The organism is Pseudarthrobacter equi (assembly GCF_900105535.1).
Lineage (GTDB): Bacteria > Actinomycetota > Actinomycetes > Actinomycetales > Micrococcaceae > Arthrobacter > Arthrobacter equi.
Genome location: NZ_LT629779.1, coordinates 3,322,384 through 3,346,611 on the forward strand (window position 1 = coordinate 3,322,384; position 24,228 = coordinate 3,346,611).

General features: G+C 67.2%; 24 protein-coding genes. 9 read left to right on the forward strand and 15 right to left on the reverse strand.

Going from position 1 to position 24,228, the window contains the following annotated elements:
* Positions 1 to 60 precede the first annotated feature (60 nt).
* Entirely contained in the window at positions 61 to 663 is a 603-nt protein-coding gene (locus tag BLT71_RS15005) for a dihydrofolate reductase family protein (protein WP_091721815.1), read from the forward strand.
* A 136-nt stretch (positions 664 to 799) separates the two neighbouring features.
* Here the strand turns inward: BLT71_RS15005 and groL are convergent, their stop codons facing one another.
* Both groL and groES read right to left on the reverse strand, forming a co-directional pair.
* Positions 800 to 2,410, reverse strand: coding sequence for a chaperonin GroEL (groL, locus tag BLT71_RS15010; RefSeq protein ID WP_056075200.1), 1,611 nt, complete (start codon positions 2,408 to 2,410; stop codon positions 800 to 802).
* An 80-nt stretch (positions 2,411 to 2,490) separates the two neighbouring features.
* On the reverse strand, positions 2,491 to 2,784 hold the full coding sequence (groES, locus tag BLT71_RS15015) for a co-chaperone GroES (protein ID WP_003805290.1): 294 nt from the start codon (positions 2,782 to 2,784) through the stop codon (positions 2,491 to 2,493).
* Positions 2,785 to 3,008: 224 nt separating this feature from the next.
* On the opposite strand from groES, the gene BLT71_RS15020 reads away from it, so the two are divergent.
* On the forward strand, positions 3,009 to 3,938 hold the full coding sequence (locus BLT71_RS15020; RefSeq protein ID WP_091721818.1) for a DMT family transporter: 930 nt from the start codon (positions 3,009 to 3,011) through the stop codon (positions 3,936 to 3,938).
* On the opposite strand, the gene BLT71_RS15025 is transcribed toward BLT71_RS15020, so the two are convergent.
* Positions 3,866 to 4,243: a hypothetical protein gene (locus BLT71_RS15025; RefSeq protein WP_082497262.1), complete on the reverse strand. Its 378-nt coding sequence runs from the start codon at positions 4,241 to 4,243 to the stop codon at positions 3,866 to 3,868. The genes BLT71_RS15020 and BLT71_RS15025 overlap by 73 nt on opposite strands.
* Before the next feature lie 53 nt (positions 4,244 to 4,296).
* Between BLT71_RS15025 and BLT71_RS15030 the strand changes: the two genes are divergently transcribed.
* Positions 4,297 to 5,532 carry a class I SAM-dependent methyltransferase gene (locus BLT71_RS15030; RefSeq protein WP_091721820.1) on the forward strand — a complete coding sequence of 412 codons (1,236 nt, stop codon included), beginning with the start codon at positions 4,297 to 4,299 and terminating at the stop codon, positions 5,530 to 5,532.
* Positions 5,533 to 5,535: 3 nt separating this feature from the next.
* On the opposite strand, the gene BLT71_RS15035 is transcribed toward BLT71_RS15030, so the two are convergent.
* From BLT71_RS15035 to BLT71_RS20910, 3 genes are all read right to left on the reverse strand, one after another.
* Entirely contained in the window at positions 5,536 to 6,354 is an 819-nt protein-coding gene (locus BLT71_RS15035) for a shikimate 5-dehydrogenase (RefSeq protein WP_269457131.1), read from the reverse strand.
* Between the two features lie 26 nt (positions 6,355 to 6,380).
* A complete protein-coding gene (locus BLT71_RS15040; RefSeq protein ID WP_091724061.1) occupies positions 6,381 to 7,811 on the reverse strand; it encodes a glycoside hydrolase family 3 N-terminal domain-containing protein in 1,431 nt (476 codons plus the stop codon).
* 73 nt (positions 7,812 to 7,884) lie between these two features.
* On the reverse strand, positions 7,885 to 8,016 hold the full coding sequence (locus tag BLT71_RS20910) for a hypothetical protein (RefSeq protein WP_269457132.1): 132 nt from the start codon (positions 8,014 to 8,016) through the stop codon (positions 7,885 to 7,887).
* A 188-nt stretch (positions 8,017 to 8,204) separates the two neighbouring features.
* Here BLT71_RS20910 and BLT71_RS15050 point away from each other — a divergent pair, with 188 nt between their 5' ends.
* Complete coding sequence (locus tag BLT71_RS15050; RefSeq protein ID WP_091721825.1) at positions 8,205 to 9,356, forward strand: glutamate--cysteine ligase; 1,152 nt, start codon at positions 8,205 to 8,207, stop codon at positions 9,354 to 9,356.
* Positions 9,357 to 9,504: 148 nt separating this feature from the next.
* Here BLT71_RS15050 and tsaD read toward each other — a convergent pair whose 3' ends face one another.
* From tsaD to BLT71_RS15080, 6 genes are all read right to left on the reverse strand, one after another.
* Entirely contained in the window at positions 9,505 to 10,596 is a 1,092-nt protein-coding gene (tsaD, locus tag BLT71_RS15055) for a tRNA (adenosine(37)-N6)-threonylcarbamoyltransferase complex transferase subunit TsaD (RefSeq protein WP_091721827.1), read from the reverse strand.
* Entirely contained in the window at positions 10,593 to 11,060 is a 468-nt protein-coding gene (gene rimI, locus BLT71_RS15060) for a ribosomal protein S18-alanine N-acetyltransferase (protein ID WP_091724063.1), read from the reverse strand. The genes tsaD and rimI overlap by 4 nt, the downstream gene beginning before the upstream one ends.
* Before the next feature lie 68 nt (positions 11,061 to 11,128).
* On the reverse strand, positions 11,129 to 11,800 hold the full coding sequence (gene tsaB, locus BLT71_RS15065; RefSeq protein ID WP_091721830.1) for a tRNA (adenosine(37)-N6)-threonylcarbamoyltransferase complex dimerization subunit type 1 TsaB: 672 nt from the start codon (positions 11,798 to 11,800) through the stop codon (positions 11,129 to 11,131).
* The gene (tsaE, locus tag BLT71_RS15070) at positions 11,800 to 12,429 is read right to left on the reverse strand and encodes a tRNA (adenosine(37)-N6)-threonylcarbamoyltransferase complex ATPase subunit type 1 TsaE (RefSeq protein WP_091724065.1); all 630 of its coding nucleotides are present in this window, start codon (positions 12,427 to 12,429) and stop codon (positions 11,800 to 11,802) included. Before tsaE ends, tsaB begins: the two co-directional genes overlap by 1 nt.
* A 14-nt stretch (positions 12,430 to 12,443) precedes the next feature.
* A complete protein-coding gene (gene alr, locus BLT71_RS15075) occupies positions 12,444 to 13,676 on the reverse strand; it encodes an alanine racemase (protein ID WP_091721832.1) in 1,233 nt (410 codons plus the stop codon).
* Positions 13,677 to 13,797: 121 nt separating this feature from the next.
* The gene (locus tag BLT71_RS15080; protein WP_091724068.1) at positions 13,798 to 14,889 is read right to left on the reverse strand and encodes a carbohydrate kinase family protein; all 1,092 of its coding nucleotides are present in this window, start codon (positions 14,887 to 14,889) and stop codon (positions 13,798 to 13,800) included.
* Positions 14,890 to 14,959: 70 nt separating this feature from the next.
* Between BLT71_RS15080 and BLT71_RS15085 the strand changes: the two genes are divergently transcribed.
* The 4 genes from BLT71_RS15085 (at position 14,960) to BLT71_RS15100 (ending at position 20,512) form a co-directional block, all read left to right on the forward strand.
* Positions 14,960 to 16,357 (forward strand): family 4 glycosyl hydrolase, encoded by a 1,398-nt coding sequence (locus BLT71_RS15085; RefSeq protein WP_091721835.1) that lies wholly within the window; start codon positions 14,960 to 14,962, stop codon positions 16,355 to 16,357.
* An 87-nt stretch (positions 16,358 to 16,444) separates the two neighbouring features.
* Positions 16,445 to 17,707 (forward strand): D-inositol-3-phosphate glycosyltransferase, encoded by a 1,263-nt coding sequence (mshA, locus tag BLT71_RS15090; protein ID WP_091721838.1) that lies wholly within the window; start codon positions 16,445 to 16,447, stop codon positions 17,705 to 17,707.
* A 4-nt stretch (positions 17,708 to 17,711) separates the two neighbouring features.
* A complete protein-coding gene (locus BLT71_RS15095; protein WP_091721841.1) occupies positions 17,712 to 19,388 on the forward strand; it encodes a formate--tetrahydrofolate ligase in 1,677 nt (558 codons plus the stop codon).
* 164 nt (positions 19,389 to 19,552) lie between these two features.
* Positions 19,553 to 20,512: an endonuclease domain-containing protein gene (locus BLT71_RS15100; RefSeq protein WP_091721844.1), complete on the forward strand. Its 960-nt coding sequence runs from the start codon at positions 19,553 to 19,555 to the stop codon at positions 20,510 to 20,512.
* On the opposite strand, the gene BLT71_RS15105 is transcribed toward BLT71_RS15100, so the two are convergent.
* On the reverse strand, positions 20,509 to 21,045 hold the full coding sequence (locus BLT71_RS15105; protein ID WP_091721846.1) for a DUF2306 domain-containing protein: 537 nt from the start codon (positions 21,043 to 21,045) through the stop codon (positions 20,509 to 20,511). The two genes, BLT71_RS15100 and BLT71_RS15105, sit on opposite strands and share 4 nt — an antisense overlap.
* A 78-nt stretch (positions 21,046 to 21,123) precedes the next feature.
* Between BLT71_RS15105 and BLT71_RS15110 the strand changes: the two genes are divergently transcribed.
* On the forward strand, positions 21,124 to 21,747 hold the full coding sequence (locus BLT71_RS15110; protein ID WP_091721848.1) for a MerR family transcriptional regulator: 624 nt from the start codon (positions 21,124 to 21,126) through the stop codon (positions 21,745 to 21,747).
* 108 nt (positions 21,748 to 21,855) lie between these two features.
* Here BLT71_RS15110 and BLT71_RS15115 read toward each other — a convergent pair whose 3' ends face one another.
* A complete protein-coding gene (locus BLT71_RS15115; protein ID WP_091721852.1) occupies positions 21,856 to 22,941 on the reverse strand; it encodes an inositol-3-phosphate synthase in 1,086 nt (361 codons plus the stop codon).
* Positions 22,942 to 23,100: 159 nt separating this feature from the next.
* The gene (gene mgrA / locus BLT71_RS15120) at positions 23,101 to 24,141 is read right to left on the reverse strand and encodes an L-glyceraldehyde 3-phosphate reductase (RefSeq protein WP_091721855.1); all 1,041 of its coding nucleotides are present in this window, start codon (positions 24,139 to 24,141) and stop codon (positions 23,101 to 23,103) included.
* Between the last annotated feature and the right edge of the window lie 87 nt (positions 24,142 to 24,228).

Genomic DNA, 24,228 nt, shown 5'->3' on the forward strand with positions numbered 1-24,228 from the left:
ACAGTCTGCCACGCCGCCGGACCCTCGACAGGTACGGACGGCCGGTTCCAGAATGGACGGATGGGCATCATCGTTGCGAACCTGTTCATCACCCTTGACGGCGTGTACCAGGCGCCCGGTGGCCGGGAGGAGGACCCCACGGACGGCTTCGCCTTCGGCGGCTGGCAGGCGCCGGTCTCCGATGATGAAGCAGGGGCGGACATCGCCGCGGCCATCGACCGCATGGATGCCCTGCTCCTGGGCCGGAAAACCTACGACATCTTTGCCTCATATTGGCCGCACCAGTCAGACGAGATCGCCGGCGTGCTCAACCGGGTCCCGAAGTTCGTGGTGTCCGGGTCCCTCACCGATCCCGGATGGGAGGGCACCACGGTGCTCCCGGACCCGGCGGCAGCGGGAGAGCTCCGCCGGCAGTATGACGAAGTGCAGATGTTCGGCAGCGGCGAGCTCATCCGTTCACTGTTGGCCGCCGACGTGCTGAACCGCCTCCACCTGTGGCTCTATCCTGTGGCACTCGGGCAGGGAAAGCGGTTGTTCGACGCCGGGACCGTCCCTTCCACGTTCCGCCTCGCCGAGCCGGTCCGTTCCTTTCCAAAAGGTGCGGTGTCGCTGGTCTATGAGCGTGCCGGAGACGTTGAAACCCGGGAGATGGATGCCACTTAGGCCGCCACTAACCTCGCTTCGCCCGGCCGGCGCCCCCTGGCGGCGTGGGCCCAGCCACTGACGGCACAGAAAAACCGGCCCGGCGGATGCCGGACCGGTTTTCTGTATTCGCGGCTTTACCCGCGGGACAACAGCCTTAGTGGCTGTGGCCTGCGTGCTCGTCCTCGTCAGCCGGCTTCTCCACAACAAGGGTCTCGGTGGTGAGAACCAGGGCTGCGATGGAGGCAGCGTTACGGAGGGCAGCGCGGGTGACCTTGACGGGGTCGATGACGCCTGCAGCGATCAGGTCCTCGTACTCGCCCGACTTGGCGTTGAAGCCGTTGTTGGTGTCGAGTTCGGCCACCTTGGCGGTGATGACGTAGCCGTCGAAACCGGCGTTCTGGGCGATCCAGCGCAGCGGCTGGACCAGGGCGCGGCGGACGATGCCGACAGCAGCTGCAGCGTCGCCTTCGAGCGCCTTGACGGCCGGGTCCTCATCCAGTGCCTTCAGGGCGTGGATCAGCGCGGAACCGCCGCCGGCCACGATGCCTTCTTCCAAGGCGGCGCGGGTGGAAGACACCGCATCTTCGATGCGGTGCTTCTTTTCCTTCAGCTCGACCTCGGTGGCAGCGCCAACCTTGATCACGCCGATGCCGCCGGCCAGCTTGGCCAGGCGTTCCTGGAGCTTTTCCTTGTCCCAATCGGAGTCGGTGCGGGTCAGCTCAGCGCGGAGCTGGGCAACGCGGGCGGAGACGTCCTCGGCCGAACCGGCGCCGTCAACGATGGTGGTGTTGTCCTTGGTGACGGTGATGCGGCGGGCAGTACCGAGCACCTCGAGGCCAACGGTGTCCAGGCTCAGGCCCAGCTCAGGGGAAACAACCTGCGCACCGGTGAGGGTGGCGATGTCCTGCAGCATGGCCTTGCGGCGGTCGCCAAAGCCGGGAGCCTTGACTGCCACCACGTTGAGGGTGCCACGGATGCGGTTGACGATCAGCGTGGACAGGGCCTCGCCATCGATGTCCTCGGCGATGATGAACAGGGGCTTGGAGCTCTGCAGCGCCTTCTCCAGCAGCGGCAGGAATTCCTGCACGGCGGAGATCTTGCCCTGGTTGATCAGGATGAGGGCGTCCTCGAGGACTGCTTCCTGGCGCTCTGCGTCGGTGACGAAGTACGGGGACAGGTAGCCCTTGTCGAACTGCATGCCTTCGGTGAGGACCAGCTCGGTCTGCGTGGTGGAGGATTCCTCGATGGTGATCACACCATCCTTGCCCACCTTGCCGAATGCCTCGGCGAGCAGTTCGCCCACCTCGTCGCTCTGGGCGGAGATGGAGGCCACGTTGGCAACCTGGGTGCCTTCGACCGGACGGGCGTTCTCGAGCAGGCGGGCAGCCACGGCCTCAACCGAAACCTCGATGCCCCGCTTGATCTGGCCGGGAGCGGCGCCTGCGGCCACGTTGCGGAGGCCTTCCTTGACCAGTGCCTGGGCCAGGACCGTTGCGGTGGTGGTGCCGTCACCGGCAACATCGTTGGTCTTGGTGGCAACTTCCTTGGCGAGCTGTGCGCCAAGGTTTTCGTAGGGGTCGTCCAGCTCGACTTCGCGGGCGATGGTGACGCCGTCGTTCGTGATGGTGGGTGCGCCCCACTTCTTGTCCAGGACGACGTTGCGGCCGCGGGGGCCGAGCGTCACCTTGACAGTGTTGGCGAGCTTGTCGATGCCGGCTTCGAGGGACCGGCGGGCAGCGTCGTTAAACGCAAGCTGCTTTGCCATGGTTGTGTCCTTTCAAGACAGAAACCCCGCGCAGCTGACCAGCATCAAGGCATGACCAGCGGCGCGGGGATCCGGAAGATTTACTTTACGACGATCGCCAGGACGTCGCGGGCGGACAGCACGAGGTACTCGGTGCCACCGGTCTTGACTTCGGTTCCGCCGTACTTGGAGTAGATGACTACGTCGCCGACAGCTACGTCGACCGGGACGCGGTTGCCGTCTTCGAAGCGGCCGGGGCCAACTGCGACAACTTCGCCTTCCTGCGGCTTCTCCTGCGCGGAGTCCGGGATTACCAGGCCGGAAGCCGTGGTCTGCTCGGCTTCGAGCGGGCGGACAACAATACGATCCTCAAGAGGCTTAATAGAGACCGACACTCGGACCTCTCCTTTTCGTCAGCAAATTCGTGGACTTGAAAGCCGTTTGCCGTGGCTGGCAACCGTCGTCGCGGTGCCGGCAGCAGCCAGGCTGGCAGCTCTTCATGTGTTAGCACCCTCCTAGGGAGAGTGCTAATGAAGACTCTAGGCCGGGGTTAGCACTCGGTCAAGGCGAGTGCCAGCCATTTCGTCATCGGAGAACACTTAGCCTGTACATTGAACCGGTGCGAGCCGCCTTCTTCCTGATCCTTGCCACCCTCTTCTGGGCCGGAAACTTCGTGGTGGGCCAGGCCGCCGTTCAGTCCATGGCCCCGCTGCAGTTGACGTTCTGGCGCTGGACACTGGCTGCCCTGCCGCTGCTGTTCCTCGCGCACGTGGTGGACCGCCCCAACTGGCGGGCAGTCCTCCGCCACTGGCCCACGCTGCTCATGCTCAGCGCGCTCGGCATGACCGCCTACACGCTGCTGCTCTACAGCGCCCTCCAGCACACGTCAGCACTGAACGCATCCCTGGTGACGGCCGCAAACCCGGTGCTGATCATGGTGCTTGCCGCGGTGTTGCTGAAGGACAGACCGCGGCCCTTGGGCTGGATCGGCCTGGTATTCGGCCTGGCGGGTGTCCTGCTGGTCCTCACCGGCGGGCAGCTGCAGCGGCTCCTGACCTTCTCGCTGGGCGCCGGCGAACTGCTGATCCTGGCGGCCATCACCGTCTGGGGCCTCTACACGGTCCTGGCCCGTCGCGTAGCCGTACCCGCCGTCACCTCCACAGCCCTGCAGGCGGCCATAGCGGCCGTTGCCCTGGCTCCTGTGGCCGCCGTGACCGGCGCAGGATTCCCGTCCAGCCAGTCCGGAGCCTGGTCCCTGGCGTTCATCGCCATCTTCCCCTCGCTGGGCTCCTACCTGCTGTGGAACCTGGCGCTGAAGCGCACCAGCGCGGCCAATGCCGGAAACTACCTCAACCTCATCGCGGTCTTCACGGCGATCATCACCGTACTGCTGGGCCAGCCCATCACAGCGGCCCAGATTGCAGGCGGCGTCCTGGTGATTTCGGGGGTCCTGCTGACGGGTGCGGGCCAGCGCCCTCAGCGGCCGAGGTCGTCGAAGCCGACGTCCTCGCCGCCATCGGAGGCGTTGCCCCGGTTACGGGCCCGGTAGAGGACCACGGAGGAGGCGAGGACCACCAGCAGCGACGCCACCAGGAGGGCGATTCCTCCCGCCCGCGCACCGGAATACAGGCCGCGGATGTCCTGCGCTTCCTGCGTGTTGTCCTGGATGTTGTTACCGCCCACGGAATAGACAGTGGCGTTGAACGTGTCCAGGAAGAAGATGATGACCAGCAGCGCCAGGCACACCACTGCCAGCACCGCACCGGCGATCAACGCGGGCCGCGCGTACCTAGCCGGACCCTGGACCGGGGGCGGCTGTTCTCCGGACTGTTCGGGACCTGCGCTGTCAACCATGGGTTCAACACTATCGGCATCCCGCCGCAGCCCGGGGCACTAGGCTGGAACGCATGGCTCACGCTCCCCAGGACCAGATTGCACCACTGCTGACCCCCGAAGGATGGGAGTTGCTGGCGTCGCTGGGCCCCTACACCGAGGACGGGTCCTTCGCCCTGAACGGTGAACTCCGGAAGGCCGGCCACAGCCCCGAACTGGTGTCTGCCGTGCTCACCCAGTCCCGGCTCCGCACGAAGGCCGGAGCGAAGTTCGGCGAGTTCGCCCGGCAAATGCTCTTCACCCAAGCGGGGCTGGAACAAGCCACCCGCCTGAATGTTGCCGCCCGGCACGCCCAGCGGTTCGCCGCCGCCGGCGTTAGCCACGTGGCGGACCTGGGCTGCGGGCTCGGCGCCGATTCGCTGGCCCTCGCCTCCCTGGACATCGCCGTGACGGCAGTGGAGCTCGATGAAACCACGGCCGCGTGCGCCACGGTGAACCTCATCCCTTTTCCCAATGCGGCGGTTGTGCACGCCGACGCCACCTCGGTCCCCCTGGACGGGGTGGACGGCGTCTGGCTGGACCCGGCGCGCAGGGTCACCTCCACCTCCGGCACAAGGCGCATCTGGGACCCCGAGGCGTTCTCTCCCCCGTTGTCCTTCGTGGAGTCCCTTGCCGCGTCCGGGAAGGCCGTGGGCGTCAAGATGGGCCCGGGCATGCCCCACGATTCGGTTCCGCAGGGCTGCGAAGCGCAGTGGGTGTCCGTTGGTGGGGACGTCACCGAAGTGGCCCTGTGGTTCAACTCGGTCAGCCGGCCGGGGATACGCCGTGCGGCCCTGCTGCTGGGACCGCAGGGAGCGGCCGAGCTGACCAGCGGGGAGGATTTCGGGGAGGGCCCCGAGGCTCCGGTGGGCCCGGCTGAAGGGTACCTGTATGAGCCGGACGGAGCGGTCATCCGGGCAGGCCTCGTGGCCGACCTCGCGCTCGAACTGCGCGGGCACCTGCTGGACGAGCACATCGCCTACATCTGCTCGCCCGCCCTCGCAGATACCCCGTTCGCCCGCGCCTATAAGGTCCTGCGGGTGATGCCGTACAACGTCAAGGCGCTGAAGTCCTGGGTGAAGCAGGAAGGCATCACCGTGCTGGACATCAAGAAGCGCGGCACCGCCGTCACGCCGGAGGAACTCCGCAAGCAACTGCTGGGCGGCAAGGGCGCGGGCAACAGGAAGGGCGGCCGGACCGCCACCTTGGTCCTCACCCGCATCGGCGAGGACCGGGTGGCCATCGAGGTGGAGCCGGTCAAGCCGGCGTAGGCGTTACTGCGCGCGGGTAAATTCCTCGGCGGCCCGTACCTGGTCCGCCGTGGGACGCACACCGGTGTACAGCACAAACTGCTCCAGCGCCTGGATGGTGGCCACCTCCGCACCGGTGATCACCGGCTTGCCCGCCGCCCGGGCGGCCCGGATCAGCGGCGTCTCGGCCGGCAACGCCACGACGTCGAACACAACTTTCGCAGCATCGATGGCTTCGGCAGGGAAAGACAGCGCGTCGGCGTCCGCACCCCCTGCCATACCAATTGGGGTCACGTTCACGATCATGTCGGCCGCACCGCCGTCGAGCGCTGCACGCCAGCTGAAGCCGTACTGCTCGGCGAGCGCCCGGCCGGCCGCCTCATTCCGGGCGATGACGGTGACGTCCGTGAAGCCGGCGTCGCGCAGCGCCGCCACGGTTGCTTTCGCCATGCCACCGGCGCCCTGGACCAGGACCGAGTAGTCGGTCGGAACCGAGTTCGTGGCCAGCAACTGCTCGATGGCTGTGTAGTCGGTGTTGTAGGCCTTGAGGTGCCCGTCCGTGTTCACGATGGTGTTGACCGAATCGATGGCCTTGGCCGAGGGGTCCATCTCGTCCACCAGCGCAATCACATCCTCCTTGTACGGCATGGACACGGCGCAGCCGCGGATACCGAGGCCCCTGACGCCGGCAATGGCCTGCTCCAGGTTGGTGGGCGCGAAGGCCTTGTAGATCCAGTTCAGGTCCAGCTGCCCGTACAGGTGGTTGTGGAAGCGCGTCCCGTTGTTGCTGGGCCGGGCCGAGAGGGAGATGCAGAGGGTCATGTCTTTATTGAGGATAGGCACCTGTCCATTAAACGCGGCCCGGGAGGTTAGGGGCATCCGCTGCCGGCAGGATAGGGCCCGACGGCGGCAGGCAGCTTTCCGGGGGCCGCCGCCTTTCCGGCCAGCACGGCTGCGAGGGCATCGAAGGCGGCGTCGGTCCGGCCGTACAACGCGATCTTGACCGGCGCGGGGGAACCCTGCAGCGGCCAGGGGGCATCCAGGGCGACGGCGATGTCGCCGCCGGCGGGCGCGCCGCCGTATCCGATGAGGCTGACCAGGGGTCCGGAGCCCACGGCCAGGCCTGCGCGGGCGGCCGCGGCTTCGAACCGTTCCTTGTCGCCCGGTCCCCCGCCGGCCACCCGGACAGCTCCGGGGACCAGCGGTCCACTGCAGCTGCCGGCCAGGATGGTGACGGCGGACCCGGAGACCTTGGCGGACAGTGCCGCGCCGCTGCCTGCGGGGGCCGGCGCGGAGCCACGACGGCCCTGCCAGATCATCATGGTGGCCACCCGCGTGGCCGCTTCGTCCAGCCGTTCCTTCGGGAGCGCCCCGGAGGCCACGCCCTGGACTATTGCGGCGTGCGCCTGGGCGACGTCGGCCGGCATGAGGAGCAGGTCGGCCCCGGCGGCGAGGGCAGAAACGGCGGCGGAACCCGCCGGGTACTGCTTGGTGACGGCGCCCATGTTCAGGGCATCGGTCACCGCCACGCCCTTGAAGCCGAGGCCCCGCAGCGCGGCGTAAGTCTTGGACGAGAGCGACGCCGGCACGCCGGGTTCCAGCGCAGGAACGGCGATGTGCCCGGTCATCACGATCGGCAGGCCGGAGTCGACGGCTGCCTGGAAGGGCTTCCAGTCCCGGCCGCGCAACTCCTCCACGCCGGCGTTCTGGAGTGGAAGGCTAAGGTGCGAATCGGTGGTGACTGAACCATGGCCGGGAAAGTGCTTGACGGTGGGCAGCACCCCGGCGGCCAGCATGCCCTGGGCGAATGAGACGCTCTGCGTGGCCGCAGCTGCCGGGTCCCCGGACATGGACCGGGCGCCGATGGTGGGGTCTTTGGGGCCGATGGTGACATCCGCGTCCGGGGCGAAGTCCAGGTTGAAGCCCAGCGGTGCCAGCTCCCCGGCGACACCCTGCCCGGCGTCCCGCGTGAGGGCGGCGTTCCCGGCGGCACCGTAGCTCATGGGCGTGGGCCATTCGGTCAGGGGCGCTGCCAGCCTGGCCACGATCCCGCCTTCCTGGTCCACGCCGACGATGCCCGGCCACGGGTCACCGTCAGCGGTGGTTGCCCGGGAGAGCCGCTGGTTGACCGCCGTCATGGCGGCAACGTCCACCTGTCCCCGGGGGTCGCGGGGAACGTTGTCACCCATGATGATGCTGCCGGCCAGGTGCAGCCGTTCGATGGCGGCAGCCTGCGCGTCCACCTGCTGCCCGCCGTAGGACGGGAGCAGGACCTGGCCGGCCTTTTGCTCGGGCGACATCGCTGCCACGGCGGCTGCTGCCGCGTCCTGGTCGCGCTGCTGGGGACCCCAGCCCAAGGGCCGGGAACCCGGATCAGGTGACGGGGACGCCGTGGTGGGGCCCGGCGTCGTACGCGGTGCTGACGAGGGCGTGCCGGGCGACGCGGATGCGGAAGCCGACGGCGACGGCGTTGAAGGCGCAGGACTGGGCGGCCCTGCCGTGCACGAGGCCAGGGCAACGGCGGACAAAGCCGCGATCAGGGGGAGGGTTTTGTGGGTACTGTCACGCAGGCGTTGGAACGGGGACATCATTATGATGCTACCCCTGCGCTATAGACTTGAAACACCCGTTCGTTTGCCGGCACTTTCCGGAAGCGGCGCCAGCCAGCGGCATCCCGGACAGTGAGGAAATGCGTGAAGATCGACTTCGCACCATCGAGGCAATCAACCCTTGGTGTTGAGTGGGAACTGGCGCTGGTGGACGGCCGCACCGGTGAACTCGCATCCGTCGCCAATGAGGTGCTCCGCGGTGTCGCCTCCCGCCATCCCGAGCTGAACGAGGATGACGAACACCCCCACATCAAGCAGGAACTGCTGCTGAACACGGTGGAACTGGTTACGGGTATCTGCGAGACCGCTGCCGAGGCGAAGGAAGACCTCAGCCGCTCCGTGGCCGCCGTCCGGGAAATCACCGACCCCATGGGCGTGGAGCTCTTCTGCGCCGGCAGCCACCCGTTCAGCCCGCCACAGCTGCAGCCGGTGACGGACAAGGCCCGCTACGCCAAGCTCATCGACCGTACCCAGTGGTGGGGCCGGCAGATGGTCATTTACGGCGTGCACGTCCACGTGGGCCTGGACCGCCGCGAGAAGGCCCTCCCGGTGCTCGACGGACTGGTCAACTACTTCCCGCATTTCCAGGCCTTGTCCGCGTCCAGCCCGTTCTGGGGCGGCGAGGACACCGGCTACGCCTCGCACCGTGCCCTCATGTTCCAGCAGCTGCCCACCGCAGGCCTGCCGTTCCAGTTCCCCTCCTGGTCCGAATACGAGTCCTACGTCCAGGACATGTTCACCACCGGGGTGATCGACACCATCTCCGAAATCCGCTGGGACATCCGCCCGGTGCCCGCCCTGGGAACCATCGAAATGCGCATCTGCGACGGCCTGGCCACACTGGAGGAAGTGGGCGCCATCGCGGCCCTTACCCAGTGCCTGGTGGACGAGTTCTCCACCACCCTGGACAACGGCGGCACCATCCCCACCATGCCGCCGTGGCATGTCCAGGAAAACAAGTGGCGTGCCGCCCGCTACGGCATGGACGCCATCATCATCCTGGACGCCGCCGGCAAGGAGCAGCTGGTGACGGACCACCTGCTGGAAACGCTGAACCGGCTGGAGCCCGTGGCGGCGAAGCTGGGCTGCCCGGATGAGCTGGCCGACGTCGAAAAGATCATCCGCCGCGGTGCCGGGTACCAGCGCCAGCGGCGCGTCGCGGAGGACAACGGCGGCAACCTGCAGGCCGTGGTCCTGGACCTGGTCAAGCAGATGCGCAGCGGCCCCACCGCCTGAGCCGGCCCCCGAGTTCGGTGGCCGCCTGATTGCCTTGCCCGAAATGGGGCACTTCGACACGGACACGCCGGCCGCCGTCGACATTTACGACGGCGACGCCCCCAAAGTGCCCCGCCATGGTTTTGCCCGACACAGGGCAGTCCCGGGTTCAGGCGTGGAGGGAGACCGAGGTGACGGGCATCGAAGAGTCCGGTGCGAATCCAATCCCGCTGGGTTCGGTGCCCGCCATGACCAGCTGCGCCCCGAGTGCGGCCACCATGGCCCCGTTGTCCGTGCACAGGTCCAGCGGCGGGACGTGAAGCCGGATCCCGGCGGACGCGCAGCGCTGTCCGGTCAGCTCCCGCAGCCTTGAGTTGGCGGCCACGCCGCCGCCCAGCAGCACGTCCTTGATTCCGTGTTCCCTGCAGGCCAGTACGGCCTTTGATGAGATCACGTCCACCACGGCTTCCTGGAAGGCGGCGGCGATGTCAGCCACAGGGATTTCTTCCCCGCGGGCTTCGAACTGTTCCACGCACCTGGCCACGGCGGTCTTCAGTCCGCTGAAGGACCAGTCGTAGCGGTGCTTGCCCGGTTCCTCGGCCGTTCCCATGTACTTGGGCTGGCTGAGGCCGCGCGGGAAACGGATCGCCTTCGGGTTGCCGGTACGGGCCACCCGGTCGATGGCAGGACCGCCCGGATAGGCGAGCCCCAGGATGCGGGCCACCTTGTCGTAGGCTTCGCCGGCGGCGTCATCGATGGTGGAGCCCAGGAGTTCCACGTCGCTGGTGATGCTGTTGATCCGGAGGATTTCGGTGTGGCCGCCGGACACCAGCAAGGCGCCGAGGTTTTCGGGCAGGGCCTGCTGCTGTCCGGTCGCCCGGTCATCCAGGAGCCCCACGCCCACATGCGCCACCAGGTGGTTGATGGCGTACAGCGGTTTGCCGGTGGCCACGGCCAGGGCCTTCGCGGCGCAGACTCCCACCATCAGCGCGCCGGCCAGGCCCGGGCCCGAGGTCACGGCGATGGCATCGACGTCGTCCAGGGTGGCCCCTGCCTCCGCGAGGGCTTGTTCCAGCGTGGGGACAAAAGCATCAAGGTGCGCCCGGGAGGCGATCTCCGGGATGACGCCGCCAAACCGGACATGCTCGTCCATCGATGAGGACACCGTGTTGGCCAGGAGCGTGGTTCCGCGGACGACGCCGACGCCGGTTTCGTCGCAGGAGGATTCGATGCCCAGCACCAGCGGCTGCGTGCGGTTCATGGCCGGATTCCTTTGCTTGGGGATTCTGTTTCTGTCTCGGGCACCAGCGCCAGCCGCATGATCAGGGCGTCCACGCCGTCACGGTAGTAGCGGGGGCGGATATGGATCTGCTGGAAGCCGAAACGGAGGTACAGCCGCTGGGCACGCGGGTTGTCGGCACGCACTTCCAGGAGGACGTCCGCGGCGCGCCGCCGGCGGGCCTCGTCGATCAGTTCGGTGAGGAGCGTGCTGCCGATGCCACGGCCCTCACGGTAGGGCACGACGGCGATCGTCTGGACATCCGCGATGGGTTCAATGCACATGAGCCCGGCATAGCCCACGATGCCGTCCGGCCCTTCGGCCACCAGGTAGCGGCGGGTTTCCGGCTGTGCCAGTTCGTCGAAGAACATCTGCACCGGCCAGGCGTCCACCGGAAACAACTCCTGCTCAAGGGCGCTGACCGCCGGGATGTCGGCCACCGTCATGTCCCGGATGGCGACATTGTCCAGGGAAGCTGAACGGGGCTCCGGAATTCCTTCCGAACCGGCGGCACTCACAGGGCCCTCTTCCGCGGCCCCGGAACCTGGGCGTCGGATTCCCGAAGGTACAGGGGTGTGGAGTCCAGGAGTCCCGCGCCGGAAGCCAGCCTGGCCAGGGCGAACTGCCCCAGGTACAGGGCGTCCGGCTGCTCACCGGCAAAGTCCGGGTCCGCCCGCAGCGCGTCCGCGTACAGGCCCGCGCCCGCACCGTACGCGGGCAGGTCCGGCAGGTCCGTGGCAAAGCCAACATGCGGCCCGTCTTCGAGCACCGGCAACTGGCCTTCGGCCAGGCTGTAGCGGGCCCAGTAGACCTCCTTGCGGCGCGCGTCGGTGACCACCAGGAACTCGGGGGCAGCCGCCGTCGACTCGGCCACCTCCAGGGCGATCGCGTCCAGGCTCATCAGGCCGTGCAGGGGCTTGCCCCAAACGAAGGCCAGGGTGCGTGCCGTGGCGATACCGGACCGGAGCCCGGTAAACGGGCCGGGCCCCACACCCACCACCAGCGCATCAATGTCCTCCCCCGTAACGCCGGCGTCCGCCAGCATTCCCGCGATGCCCGGGGCCAGCACTTCGGCGTGGCTGCGGGTGTCCTCGGTGGAGAAGTTGGCCACCACGCCTTCCAGGGCATCGTCCGAGACCAGGGCCGCACTGGCCACGGCCGACGTGTCGATTGCGAGAATCAGCATCAGTTCGTCCCCCCGGCAGCGCCCAGCTCCGGAGCGTCGGCCCAGCGGGGGCCATACCCGCGCATCACGATGGTGCGCGGCTCGTCGGTGTCGTCCGTGTCGAAGTCCAGGCTTTCGCGTGCGCCGTCTGGTCCGGCATTCGCGGCGACAGTGGTCCCGGTGGTCACGGACCCACGGCCGAAGCCGCCGCCGAGCCCGATGGCGCGGTGCAGGTCGATCTCCAACCGGTTCTCGCTGAGGTGTTCCACCCGGTCGTGGCCCCACTCCACCACCGTCACCGAGGTGTCCATGGTGTTCTCGAGGTCGATGTCGTCTACTTCGGCGGCCGAGCCGAGGCGGTAGGCATCCACGTGGACCAGGTCCGGTCCGCCGGGGCGGGGCCCATCGGGGAGGTTGGGGTGGATCCGGACCAGCACGAAGGTGGGTGAGATGATGCCGGAGCGCACTCCCAGCCCTTCCCCCAGCCCTTGGGTCAGGGTGGTTTTTCCGGCACCCAGCTCGCCGGAAAGCACCACCAGGTCCCCTGCTTCCAGAACCCGGGCCAGCCCCGCGCCAAGGGCATGGGTCTGGTCCGCCGTCGTGGCCGAATAGGTCTTTTCCCAGTTGGCTTCAGCCGCCTGGCCGGGCATGTGGTTCGCGGCGCTCACCGGGCCCCTTCCCTGCCGGCGGCAGAAGCTTTCGCGCTGCCGGACGTGTCCTGTTCGTTGATGAAACGGCGCGGCACGCGCGGACTGATCCGCGTGACGATCTCATAGTTGATGGTCCCGGCGGCGCGCGCCCAGTCATCAGCCGTGGGACCGCCGTCGGCCCCGCTGCCGAAAAGCTCGGCCTCGGCACCCAGCAGCGCGGCCCCCTGGACCCGCGGACCGAGGTCGATGACCATCTGGTCCATGGCGATGCGGCCCACCACCAGGTAGGTGGTGCCGGCCACCCGGACCGGCCCGCCGGTGGCGACCCGCGGGATGCCATCGGCGTAGCCCAGCGGGATCAGGCCCAGCGTGCTGGCGCCGGCAGTCCGGTAATGGAGCCCGTAGGAAACCCCCTGCCCCGCCGGGACGGCCTTGCACTGGGACACCTTGGTCCGCAGCGCCATGGCCGGGCGCAGGCCAAGTTCAGCGGAGGTCTGGCCGTCGAAGGGTGAGAGTCCGTAGATGCCCAGGCCTACGCGCACCAGGTCGAAGTGGGTGTCCGGCCGGGACAGGGTGGCAGGCGTGTTGGCCAGGTGCCGGACTTCGGCGTCCACCCCTGCGTCCTCGGCCACCGCAATCGCCTCGCGGAAAGCTGCCAGCTGGTGGTCGGTTTCGGGGCGTTCTGGTTCATCAGCAACGGCGAGGTGGGAGAAAATGCCCACCACCCGGAGCAGGCCCTGGTCCTGGTACTCCATCGCTTCGCCCACCAGCGTGTCCCAGTACTCCAGGGTGGCGCCGTTGCGGCCCAGCCCGGTGTCCACCTTGAGGTGGATCCTGGCCGGGCGCTCCTGCTCGCGGGCCGCGGCAACAATCCTCTCGAGTTCCCACCCTGAGCAGCCGATGTCGACGCCGGCCGCCACCGCCGCGCCGAAGTTGCTGTCCGTGGTGTGCAGCCATGCCAGCAGCGGCGCATCGATGCCGGCAGCGCGCAGGGCGAGCGCCTCGGAGATGTGCGCCACCCCCAGCCAGGCTGCGCCGGCCTCCAGTGCGGCCCGGGCAACGGGCACTGCACCATGCCCGTAGGCGTCGGCCTTGACCACGGCCATGACCTTGGCCGGCGAGGCAGCGGCAGCGAGCCGCCGCACGTTGTGCCGGATGGCGTCCAGGTCAATCACGGCGGAACGCTCGTAGTGGGGATCGTGCACTGAAGCAGCGCTGATTTCACCGGTTGGGGCGGGGTAAGTCACGGTAGTGATTCTAGTAGGGGTGCCTGCGGCCGAATAATCGCCCACCCGGCGCCGCCGTGGCAGGCACTCTTCAGGCGGCAGGCACTGTTCAGGCGGCACGGCTCAGGCGTACCGGGGTTGCTCAGGCGTCCGACAGGTGGGCGATGGTGGCTGCGGCCCTCCGCTGGGCCGCCTGCGGGACGTCCTGGATGATCTCGGCCAGGAATTCGAAGCGGCGCAGCCACTGGCTCATCTGGCGTTCGGGCCGGGCGTTGGCGCGTTTCCACCAGTCGGCGATGTCTCCCCAGCCGGGGGCGGCCAGCGAACCGCCCACTTCCTGCACGGCCAGGGAGGCGCACAGGTTGGCGAAGCGGAGCCTGTTGCCCAGCGGCCAGCCGGCCAGCGTGCCCACGATGAATGCGGCGTCGAAACAGTCACCTGCTCCGGTGGGGTCGAGCGCCTTGACCGGCAGGGACGGAACCCACTCCTCCTCCCCCGTTTCCGAATCGACGGCGAGCGCCCCCTGCGGGCCGAGGGTGACAACTGCCACGGGAACCCGGTCCGCGAGCGCATACAGGGCGGACCAGGCGTTGTCCTTCCCGGTCAGCGCCATGGCCTCACGCTGGTTGGGCAAGAACGCATGGAAGTACTGCAGGTTTTCCAGCCGGACCGGAGCCCATTCCCCGGTGGGGTCCCAGCCCACGTCCCCGAAGAGCTTGACGCCTGCCCCGTGGGCGGCGCGAGCCCAAGGTTCCACCTCCAGGCCCACTTCCGCGATGCCGGCGAGGCTGGGTGGCGGCTCCCCGATGAGCTCGGAGGACGTGACCGGGGCAGCATGCCCGTGGGTGACCATGGACCGGTCCTTCTCAACACACAGCGACACCGTCACCGGGGAGTGCCACCCCTCCACCCGGCGGGACAGGCTCAGGTCCACCCGCTCCTGGCCGGAGAGGATCTTCCAGTTGAAGTCGCCATAACCGTCATCTCCGAAGACTGCGGCCAGGCCTGTCCGAAGTCCCAGCCGGGCCGCCGCGATGGCCTGGTTTGCCACCCCGCCGGGGCAGCTGCCCATGCCGTCGCTCCAGATTTCGGTGCCCGGTTCAGGGCCGTGCGGCAGTCCGGTGAAAATGATGTCCTGGAAGACGGTTCCGGCCAGCAGGAGATCGAACCCGGGCCCGGAGTGTTTCCGGACCGAGGCCAGGGGGTCGAAAGGGCGTGCCGGGATCGCGTCCATGTCCGGCACACTACGCCCTGCCAACGACATCCGGTAGAGGAGCGCCGGTGCCCGCCCTAGACTGCTGGGTATGCGGCTTCTGATTGCCGGCGGCGGGGGTTTCCGAGTGCCGCTCATCTACCGGGCGCTGGTTTCCGGCCGCTTCGCCGGGCTGGTCACCGAACTGGTGCTGTACGACGTCGATCCCGCCCGCCTGGCCGCCGTCACTGCCGTGCTGCACAGCATGCCGGCGGGCCCCGGCCCGCGGCTGCCGGTCCGTTCCACCACCGATTTGGCCCATGCCCTGCCCGGGACGGACATGGTGTTCGCCGCCATCCGTCCGGGCGGGACCGCAGGGCGGATCGCGGACGAGAAGGTGGCCCAGGACCTGGGGCTGCTGGGGCAGGAAACCACGGGAGCGGGTGGCATCTCCTATGCACTTCGGACCATTCCGCACATGGTGCACCTGGCCCGCCTGATGGTCCGGCACTGCCCCGGAGCCCGGCTGATCAATTTCACCAACCCGGCAGGCATGGTCACCGAGGCCCTCGTCCCGGTGCTGGGGAACCGGGTGGTGGGCATCTGCGACTCGGCAGGCGCCCTCGTGCAGCGAGCAGCCCACGCTGCGGGAGCGGACCTGCCGGAGGGAACGCTCGACGGCGTGGGCTACTTCGGCCTGAACCACCTGGGCTGGCTATACCGGCTGGAGTCCGGCGGCCGCGACCTGCTGCCGGGGCTGCTGGCCGATCCCGCCGCCCTGGCGTCCTTCGAGGAGGGTCGCCTGTTCGACCAGCCCTTCCTGGCCGGTCTCGGCATGCTGCCCAACGAGTACCTGTATTACTACTACCGGCGCGACGCCGCCCGACGTACCATGCAGGCGATGCGGCAGACGCGCGGAGAGAGCATCCACAACCAGCAACTGGACCTCTATCCACGCCTCGCCGGCGCGGGAACGGACGCCTTCCAGTTGTGGGATGCTGCCCGCCGGTCCCGCGAGGAGGGCTATTTGGCCGAGGCGCGCCCGGAAGGTACCCAGCGGGATGAAGACGACCTCGCCGGCGGCGGCTACGAACGCGTGGCGCTCGCCGCCATGCGCGCGCTCTCCGGGGCCGGCGCTACGCAGCTGATCCTAAATACCCGCAACTCACTCAACCCGGGCGCCCAGGAACCCGCCATTCCGGGACTGCCCGCGGACGCCGTCGTCGAACTTCCCTGCATGGTGACGGCCGACGGCGCGCTGCCGCTGCCCCAGCAGTCTCCACCCGCGCCGCAGCTCCGGTTGCTGCGGCAGGTCAAGGACGTGGAACGGCTCACTGTCCGGGCGGCCACCACCGGCGACCGCGGCGCCGCCCTTGCGGCCTTCGCGCGGCATCCGCTGGTGGATTCGGAGGACCTGGCAGGCCGGCTCCTGTCCGGTTATGAGGAAGCATTTCCGGAGCTCCGGGCGATGTGGCGTGGTGAGACGGCGGCTGCGGCCCCGGTTGGCTGAAGGAGTAATGTTTTACCGAGTGCGCACTGAACGGGTACCCGGGACAGGTGCGCCCGTAATACGCGCCGGCGGCCGGAAGGAGGTCCCTTGGCATTGATCCGCAGGGTGGCCTTGCTGTCACTCCACACCTCGCCCATGGAACAGCCAGGTTCCGGCGATGCCGGCGGCATGAACGTCTACATCCGTGAACTGGCCTCGGCCCTGGCCGAAGCCGGCGTTGAAGTCGAGATCTTCACGCGCGCCACCTCGGCCGGCCAGCCCGCCGTCGAACATCCGGATCCCGGAGTCTGCGTGCACAACGTCCTGGCCGGACCGACGAAGAAGATTCCCAAGGAAGAACTGCCCGGTCTGCTCCACAGCATGGTCGAAGAGATCGAACAGATCCGCCGCCGTCAGCCGCACGGCCGCTACGACGTCATCCACTCCCACTACTGGGTGTCCGGCATCGCCGGGCTGGAACTGTCCGAACTGTGGGGCGTGCCGCTTGTCCACACCATGCACACCATGGCCAAGGTTAAGAACCTCCTGCTCGAATCCGGCGAACAGCCTGAGCCGCGGCGGCGTGAGGTAGGCGAGCACCGGATCGTGGACGGCGCAGCGCGCCTCATCGCCAACACCAGCTCCGAGGCGGCAGAACTCGTGTCGCACTACGGCGCCGACTACGACCGGATCGACATCGCTCCCCCGGGCGTGGACCTGGCCACGTTCACCCCCGCCTTCCGGAGCAAAGCGCGTAAGGACCACGGCGTGGATCCGGGGGCGTTCCACCTGCTGTTCGCCGGCCGCATCCAGCGGCTCAAGGGCCCGCAGGTGCTGGTCAAAGCGGCGGCCCTGCTGCGGCAGCGGCGGCCGGACATCGACCTGCGGCTCACTATCCTGGGCGAGCTCAGCGGCAACAAGGAGTTCAACCTCCGCAAGCTCGTGGCGGACGCGGAGATGGACGACGTCGTCACGCAGCTTCCGCCCGTCACGGCACCTGAGCTTGCGGCCTGGTTCCGCGCGGCCGACGTTGTGGTGATGCCTTCCTTCAGCGAATCCTTCGGCTTGGTGGCCCTGGAAGCCCAGGCCTGCGGCACCCCGGTGGTGGCAACCCGGGTGGGCGGGCTGTCCCGTGCCATCTTCCACGGCCGGACCGGGTTGCTGGTGGACGGCCACCACGCGGCCGATTGGGCGGACGCCTTTGAGGCGCTCTACGACGATCCCGCCACCCGGGTGGACATGGGCCGGGCCGCCGCCATCCGCGCCCAGAACTCGGGCTGGTCCCGCACCGCCGCCATCACGCTCGAAAGCTACCACGCCGCCGTCGACCGGCACGTGGGCCACCTTGTGCCGGCCGTTCCTGTAACCTGACGCCATGACCGGCGTTTCCAGCGACCTCGAGATAGCACGGGCAGCACGCATCAGGCCCATCGAAGACATTGCCGCTGCCGCAGGGGTGAACGCCGCAGCGCTGGAACAGTACGGGCGTTACAAAGCCAAGATCGATCCCGCCCGGCTGGACGCACCGCCGCCGCACGGCAAGCTGGTGCTCGTCTCAGCCATGTCCCCCACGCCGGCCGGCGAAGGAAAGTCCACCACCACCGTGGGGCTGGCGGACTCCCTGGCGCGGGCCGGCCACAACGTGATGATCGCGTTGCGCGAGCCCTCGCTTGGCCCGGTCCTGGGAATGAAGGGCGGCGCCACCGGAGGAGGCTACTCGCAGGTGCTGCCAATGGACGAGATCAACCTGCATTTCACCGGTGACTTCCACGCCATCACCTCCGCCAACAACGCCCTGATGGCTCTGGTGGACAACCACATCTACCAGGGCAACGCCTTGAACATCGATCCGCGGCGCGTGACGTTCAAGCGCGTCCTGGACATGAACGACCGGGCCCTGCGGGAAGTGGTGATCGGCCTCGGCGGGCCGGCCCAGGGCGTGCCGCGGCAGGACGGGTTCGACATCACCGTGGCCTCCGAGATCATGGCCGTATTCTGCCTCGCCACGGACCTGGCCGACCTCCGGGAACGCCTGGGCAGGATCACGTTTGGCTACACCTATGAGCGCGTTCCGGTGACGGTGGCGGACCTGGGGGTGCAGGGGGCGCTGGCCCTGCTGCTCAAGGAAGCAGTCAAACCCAACCTGGTGCAGACCATCGCGGGCACCCCGGCGCTGGTCCATGGCGGCCCGTTCGCCAACATTGCGCACGGCTGCAACTCCCTCATCGCCACCCAGACCGCACGGCGGCTGGCGGACATCGTGGTGACGGAGGCCGGTTTTGGCGCAGACCTGGGTGCCGAAAAGTTCATGGACATCAAGGCTCGGATCGGCGGCCTGGCACCGTCCGCCGTCGTGGTGGTGGCCACCGTGCGCGCGCTGAAGATGCAGGGCGGCGTGGCCAAGGACCAGCTGACCCGGCCGGACGTTTCTGCGCTGGAGGCCGGCGTCGAAAACCTGCGCCGGCACGTCCACAACGTGGAGAAGTTCGGTGTGACCCCGGTGGTTGCCATCAACCGGTTTGCCACGGATACGGCAGAGGAACTGGACTGGCTGCTCGCGTGGTGTGCCGCGGAGGGTGTTCCGGCTGCCGTGGCCGATGTGTGGGGCCGGGGCGGCGGCGGTGACGGCGGGGATGAGCTCGCCGGGCTGGTGGCGCGGGCACTGGAGGCACCCAACAAATTCCGTCACCTGTACGCGCTGGAGCTCTCCGTGGAGGACAAGATCCGCACCATTGCGCAGGAGATCTACGGGGCCGACGGGGTGGACTTCTCCGTCCCGGCCCTGAAGCGGCTGGCCGACATCGAACGCAACGGCTGGGCCGGGCTTCCGGTGTGCATGGCCAAGACTCAGTACTCCTTCACCGACGACGCCACCCGGCTCGGCGCCCCCAAGGGCTTCACCATCCACGTCCGCGACCTGCTGCCCAAGACCGGCGCCGGCTTCATCGTGGCGCTGACCGGCGCAGTGATGACCATGCCAGGGCTCCCCGCCGTGCCGGCCGCGCTCCGCATGGACGTCGACCCCGACGGCAACCCGGTAGGCCTCACCTAGCCTCAACGCGCGCTCACTCGTGGCGGCATAAACCCCAACCCGCGCTCACTCGTGGCGGCATAGATCCCAACCCGCGCTCAGGCTCGGATTCAGCGGCCTACGAACTGGGCTGACCCCTGTGGATAACTTCCGATGCTTGTCGGATGATTCGGTGAGAATGCAGTATGCGCAGCAGCACTCCGTTACCTATCCCTCTGGCAACCAAGCCCTTAACGGTCGAAAGTGCCGTGAGCGCCAAGCTGACGCGTGATCGGCTGAGGCGTGCCGATGTCGAGCACGTCGGCCGCGGCCTCTTCCGCCCGGCTTCCTGGTCTTTCGATCTGGAAGATACGGCGCGTGCGCTGTCGGAAGCAACACCGGGAGCCTGGATATCCCACGTAACGGCGGCTCGGCTCCGCAATTCGTACTTACCGCCGTGGCTTTCGGACTCCAACGAGCTCCACCTCAGCAAACCCAAGGCTCTTCCCGGCGTTAGGAGGCAGGGCATTTGCGGTCACCGGGTCATTTCCGGGCCCGGAGAAGTCGAGTTAGTGGAGGGGATTTGGCTCAGCACCCGTGCCCGGACGTGGCTGGACATGGCTCGCATTCTGCCGCTCAATGACCTCGTGGCATTGGGAGATGAGCTGATCCGAATGCCTCGTCCCGCTTTCGAGGGCAGGGCGGAGGCCTACACTTCCGTCTCCGACCTCAAGGCCTTGATCAGCCGGCATTCAAATCTTCAGGGCATCGTCCGTGCCCGGCAGGCACTCGATCTGATGCGTGTCGGATCAGATTCGGCGCCGGAAACGTTTCTCCGCCTTGGCATCCTGGACGCCGGCCTTCCGGATCCGGAATTGCAGGTGAACCTTCGGCAAGGAGACAGCCGTTCTCCATCCGCGGACCTGGGGTATCGTCGGTGCCGTATCGCGATCCAGTACGACGGCGGCCATCACCTTCAAGAGCCGCAGCGCCTCAGCGATCGACGCAGAAACAGGGCCTTCGAGGCGGCAGGCTGGACAGTCCTCGTGTTCGATAAGGCTGACAATGAGGACAACTTCGCTACCGCAATCAAACAGATCAAGCGAGCTATAAGAGCTTCCGCAAAGGATCCTGCAGCCTCAGCCGGATTCGCGCGTGCTCTCTAGGGCCGCTGTGCCAGGACTGCATCGCCACTAGTGTCACCGTGGGACTCCCCGTTCCTCCGGACCGGGGAAACAGTGCTTTTTCTGTCGCCTCTGATCAGGGATGCGTAAGCTACGCCAACGGACACCAGCACCAGAGCGGCGACGAAAAACGCCGTGCCAGAATCGGCCAAAAGAAGCCGGGGAATGCTGCGCCCCGGAACCCCCACAGCAAAACCAAAAGCAACAGCGATTCCGATGTAACTCCCTATCATGTTGCCGCGGTGGGCCGGGATGTTATGCCGCACTGCGCTGATCAGCCCGAGTGTGACGGTGATGATGGTGAACGCGGACAGCCCATGCAGCCAACTGAAATGGCCATCGCTGACAATGCCAAAACTGCTGAAACACACGTAGTACATGGCTGCTACCCACAAATAACCCATGGTCCGGTGAATGCGGTCGCGCCGCCGCCGTAGGATCTGCACCGGTCCGAGAGCCAGGACGAAGAGTGCCGCAACAACGTGGCTGACAAGTAAGACGTTCCAGTGCTCCATAGCTCTAAGATAGAGGCACTATCCAGTAAAAGTACATCAAGATAGTGGACCGGCTGTCCGCTACCTTACGGAGGCGCCATGCAACTGAAGGAGCTTAGCGAAGTCACCGGAACGTCCGCGGCAAGCATCAAGTATTACCTCCGCGAAGGACTCCTGCCGCCCGGCGAGTCAGTACACGCTACGCGCGCCAGCTACACCGCGGACCACGTCAAACGCTTGGAGTTAATCCGCTCACTGCGTCAGATCGTTGGCCTGAATATCGAACAGATCCGCAGCATTGTGAAAATGGCGGACGACGGCGTTCCGCACCTGGCGCTGCTTGCCCACGTGCAGCGCGTGGTCCTGAAGCTTGGACCTGACAGCGGTGAGGTTGTCCGCACTGCCGCGGCAGACGCCGTCGTTCGCATGCGAAACTGGCCCGATGTGCCCAGCGACGCTCGGGATGCACTGGACCGGCACATAGCCCTGATGGAAGGGCTGGGCATCGGATCAACGCTGGATCTGCTGGACCAGTACAGCAGCGCCGTTGACTCGATTGCCGGGCTCGACCTTGCCGCAACCACGGCAGGACAGGACACGGACAGCGTCATCCTGACCGCTGCCGTCGGCATGCATTTGCATTCACAGCTGATGCTCAAGCTTCTGGCCCTTGCCCAGGCAAGCCATGCCATCCGCCGCCTGACAACCACGGGCGCCCCTTAACGCCGAACGCTCCCCCGTGAAAAACGGAGGAGCGTTCGTTGGAGAACCGCCACAAGTGAGCGCGCGTTCCCCAAAGGAACCGCCACAAGTGAGCGCGCGTCGGAAGGGTTAGCGCTCCAGGTCGCCGCGGATGAAGGCCTCGACCTTTTCACGGGCGAGGTCGTCGTTGAACTGCTCCGGCGGGGACTTCATGAAGTAGCTGGAGGCGGAAAGCAGCGGACCGCCGATGCCGCGGTCCAGGCCGATCTTGGCGGCGCGGATGGCATCGATGATCACGCCGGCGGAGTTGGGTGAATCCCAGACTTCCAGTTTGTACTCGAGCGACACGGGGGCGTCACCGAAGTTGCGGCCTTCCAGTCGGACGAAGGCCCACTTGCGGTCGTCGAGCCACTGCACGTAGTCGGACGGGCCGATGTGGACGTCCTTGGCGGCGAGCTCGGCTTCGACGTTGGAAGTGACGGCCTGGGTCTTGGAGATCTTCTTGGACTCGAGGCGATCGCGTTCCAACATGTTCTTGAAGTCCATGTTGCCGCCCACGTTCAGCTGGTACGTGCGGTCCAGGGTGACGCCGCGGTCCTCGAACAGCTTGGCCATGACGCGGTGCGTGATGGTGGCACCGATCTGGCTCTTGATGTCGTCGCCCACGATCGGAACACCGGCGGCGGTGAACTTGTCCGCCCATGCCTTGGTGCCGGCGATGAACACGGGAAGGGCGTTGACGAAGGCAACGCCTGCGTCAATGGCGGCCTGGGCGTAGAACTCGGCAGCAGCCTGGGAGCCGACGGGCAGGTAGCAGACCATGACGTCAACATCGGCGTCCTTGAGGGCCTGAACCACGTCAACGGGCTCTTCGGTGGATTCCTCGATGGTCTCGAGGTAGTACTTGCCGAGGCCGTCCAGGGTGTGGCCGCGCTGGACGGTTACGCCGGTGGGCGGGACGTCGGCAATCTTGATGGTGTTGTTTTCGCTGGCGAGGATGGCATCGGCGAGGTCGTTGCCCACCTTCTTGCCATCGACGTCGAACGCGGCCACGAACTGGACATCGCCCACGTGGTACTGGCCGAACTCAACGTGCATGAGGCCGGGGATGGTCGCCGTGGGGTCGGCGTCCTGGTAGTACTGGACGCCCTGCACCAGCGACGCGGCGCAGTTGCCTACGCCGACGATTGCGACACGGATCGGATGTGAAGACACGGAACTCCTTAGGACAAACGTCAGCCGGCCTGGTAATGCGTCGGGGAAATTGCGACGGCGGCCGGCTGGGACAGCGCCGCGCGGCGCGTACTCATAGTACCCAACGCAGCGGGACCGGCCCTTGTTCCGCCGGTCCCGCTGCGTAAGAAAGGGGTTTCGTCAGACGGTCTGCTTCCACAGGTTGATGTCCGATTCCACCGCGAACTCATCGATGGCGGTCAGTTCGTCGGCGCTGAATCCGAGGTTGTTGATGGCGGAGAGCGTGTCCTCGAGCTGGCGCACGCTGGAGGCTCCCACCAGTGCCGAGGTCACCGGCGAACCCTTGGGCTGGTCCCGGAGGATCCAGGCGATGGCCATTTGCGCGAGCGTCTGGCCACGGCCTTCGGCAATGGCTTTCAGGCCCCGGATGCGGGCGAGCTTCTCATCCGTGATGGCGTCCTCGGACAGGAACCTGGCCTTGGCTGCGCGGGAATCGTCCGGAATGCCGTTGAGGTAACGGTCGGTGAGCATGCCCTGGGCCAGCGGCGAGAAGGCGATGGACCCCGCCCCCACCTGGTCGAGCGCCTCGTAGAGGTTGGGGCTGCCGTTCTCGGTCCAGCGGTTGAACATGGAGTAGCTGGGCTGGTGGATGAGCAGCGGCGTGCCGAGCTCCTTCAGGATGCGGGCAGCTTCGATGGTCTGTTCCGGGGTGTAGGAGGAGATGCCCGCGTAGAGTGCCTTGCCCGAGCGGACGGCGTAGTCGAGGGCGCCCATGGTTTCTTCCAGCGGCGTTTCCGGGTCCGGCCGGTGGCTGTAAAAGATATCTACGTAGTCCAGGCCCATGCGCTCCAGTGACTGGTCCAGGCTGGAGAGCAGGTATTTCCGTGAGCCCCACTCGCCGTAGGGGCCGGGCCACATGTAGTAGCCGGCCTTCGTGGAGATGACCAGCTCATCGCGGTACGGCTTGAAGTCGTCCTTGAGGTGGCGGCCGAAGTTGGTCTCGGCGGATCCGTCCGGCGGGCCGTAGTTGTTGGCGAGGTCGAAGTGGTTCACGCCAAGGTCGAAGGCACGGCGCAGGATGGCTCGCTGTTCATCAAAGCGCTTGTCGTCACCGAAGTTGTGCCACAGGCCCAGGGAGATGGCCGGAAGCTTCAGGCCGCTGCGGCCCACCCGGCGGTAGGGCATGGATTCGTAGCGGTCTTCCGCCGCGGAATAAGTCATGGGTTCCATCCTGCCAGCTGTGACCGGCGCAACAGGCAGGACCGCAAAAGTTACGCCGCGGGCTGACAATGCCAGCCCGCGGCGCAA

What these genes read in the sequence shown, in the direction of transcription:
- BLT71_RS15005 (WP_091721815.1), top strand. Translation starts at nt 61, where the DNA reads ATGGGCATCATCGTTGCGAACCTGTTCATCACCCTTGACGGCGTGTAC.
- groL (WP_056075200.1), bottom strand. Translation starts at nt 2,410, where the DNA reads ATGGCAAAGCAGCTTGCGTTTAACGACGCTGCCCGCCGGTCCCTCGAA.
- BLT71_RS15025 (WP_082497262.1), bottom strand. Translation starts at nt 4,243, where the DNA reads ATGGTTGACAGCGCAGGTCCCGAACAGTCCGGAGAACAGCCGCCCCCG.
- BLT71_RS15030 (WP_091721820.1), top strand. Translation starts at nt 4,297, where the DNA reads ATGGCTCACGCTCCCCAGGACCAGATTGCACCACTGCTGACCCCCGAA.
- BLT71_RS15040 (WP_091724061.1), bottom strand. Translation starts at nt 7,811, where the DNA reads ATGTCGCCCGAGCAAAAGGCCGGCCAGGTCCTGCTCCCGTCCTACGGC.
- tsaD (WP_091721827.1), bottom strand. Translation starts at nt 10,596, where the DNA reads ATGAACCGCACGCAGCCGCTGGTGCTGGGCATCGAATCCTCCTGCGAC.
- rimI (WP_091724063.1), bottom strand. Translation starts at nt 11,060, where the DNA reads ATGACGGTGGCCGACATCCCGGCGGTCAGCGCCCTTGAGCAGGAGTTG.
- tsaB (WP_091721830.1), bottom strand. Translation starts at nt 11,800, where the DNA reads ATGCTGATTCTCGCAATCGACACGTCGGCCGTGGCCAGTGCGGCCCTG.
- tsaE (WP_091724065.1), bottom strand. Translation starts at nt 12,429, where the DNA reads ATGCCCGGCCAGGCGGCTGAAGCCAACTGGGAAAAGACCTATTCGGCC.
- BLT71_RS15080 (WP_091724068.1), bottom strand. Translation starts at nt 14,889, where the DNA reads ATGGACGCGATCCCGGCACGCCCTTTCGACCCCCTGGCCTCGGTCCGG.
- BLT71_RS15085 (WP_091721835.1), top strand. Translation starts at nt 14,960, where the DNA reads ATGCGGCTTCTGATTGCCGGCGGCGGGGGTTTCCGAGTGCCGCTCATC.
- BLT71_RS15095 (WP_091721841.1), top strand. Translation starts at nt 17,712, where the DNA reads ATGACCGGCGTTTCCAGCGACCTCGAGATAGCACGGGCAGCACGCATC.
- BLT71_RS15100 (WP_091721844.1), top strand. Translation starts at nt 19,553, where the DNA reads ATGCGCAGCAGCACTCCGTTACCTATCCCTCTGGCAACCAAGCCCTTA.
- BLT71_RS15105 (WP_091721846.1), bottom strand. Translation starts at nt 21,045, where the DNA reads ATGGAGCACTGGAACGTCTTACTTGTCAGCCACGTTGTTGCGGCACTC.
- BLT71_RS15110 (WP_091721848.1), top strand. Translation starts at nt 21,124, where the DNA reads ATGCAACTGAAGGAGCTTAGCGAAGTCACCGGAACGTCCGCGGCAAGC.
- mgrA (WP_091721855.1), bottom strand. Translation starts at nt 24,141, where the DNA reads ATGACTTATTCCGCGGCGGAAGACCGCTACGAATCCATGCCCTACCGC.